The organism is Nonomuraea sp. NPDC049607 (genome assembly GCF_040675375.1).
Lineage (GTDB): Bacteria > Actinomycetota > Actinomycetes > Streptosporangiales > Streptosporangiaceae > Nonomuraea.
The window spans coordinates 1-1,198 of the sequence record NZ_JBFAOV010000109.1 but is presented as its reverse complement, the minus strand read 5'-3'; the positions used below and the strand labels follow the sequence as shown (position 1 = coordinate 1,198).

The 1,198-nt window shown below is 68.9% G+C and carries 1 pseudogene; it reads right to left on the bottom strand.

Annotated features, from left to right (window positions below):
- Window positions 1–1,198 (bottom strand): annotated as a pseudogene (locus AB0J97_RS51625) (DNA-directed RNA polymerase subunit beta); the annotation flags it as partial.

The window sequence follows — 1,198 nt, the reverse complement described above, 5'->3', positions numbered from 1 at the left end:
TGCAGGGGCCGTCGGCGATGACCTGGTTGACCTCGACCCGGTCGCCCTCGGCGACGATGGGCTTCTGGTTGAAGGAGGTGCCCTGGTTGGAGCGCCTGAACTTGGCGACCCGATAGGTGGTACGCGTGCCGTCGTCGTTCATGACCGTGATGAGGTCGGCGGAGACCTCCTCGACCACCCCGGCCTTCTCGGCGCCGATGACGTCGCCGGCGTCGGTCGCGGCACGGTACTCCATGCCGGTGCCGACCAGCGGCGCCTCGCTCCGGATCAGCGGCACCGACTGGCGCTGCATGTTCGCGCCCATCAGGGCCCGGTTGGCGTCGTCGTGCTCCAGGAACGGGATCATCGCGGTGGCCACCGACACCATCTGGCGCGGCGACACGTCGATGTAGTCGACCTCGCGGGAGGCCACGTACTCGGTCTCGCCGCCCCTGGTGCGGACCAGGACGCGGGGGTCCACCAGCTCGCCGTCCTCGCCCAGGGACGAGTTCGCCTGGGCGACCACGAACCGGTCCTCCTCGTCGGCGGTCAGGTAGTCGACGCGGTCGGTGACCCGGCCCTCGACGACCTTGCGGTAGGGCGTCTCGATGAAGCCGAAGGCGTTGAGGCGGCCGTAGCAGGCGAGGTAGCCGATCAGGCCGATGTTCGGGCCCTCGGGGGTCTCGATCGGGCACATCCGGCCGTAGTGGGACGGGTGCACGTCACGGACCTCCATGCCGGCCCGCTCCCGGGACAGACCGCCGGGGCCCAGGGCGTTCAGGCGGCGTTTGTGCGTCAGGCCGGCCAGCGGGTTGATCTGGTCCATGAACTGCGACAGCTGCGAGGTGCCGAAGAACTCCTTCATCGACGCCACCACCGGGCGGATGTTGATCAGGGTCTGCGGCGTGATCGCCTCGACGTCCTGGGTGGTCATCCGCTCGCGCACGACGCGCTCCATGCGGGCCAGGCCCAGCCGGACCTGGTTCTGGACGAGCTCGCCGACGCTGCGGATGCGCCGGTTGCCGAAGTGGTCGATGTCGTCGAGCTCCACGACGACCCCGCCCATGGACGGCTCGCCCGCGTGCAGCCGCACCAGGTACTCGATCATCGAGACGACGTCGTCCTCGGTCAGCGTGCCCTGCGTGATCTCGGAGTCGACCCCGAGCTTCTTGTTGATCTTGTAGCGGCCCACCTTGGCCAGGTCGTACCGCTTGGGATT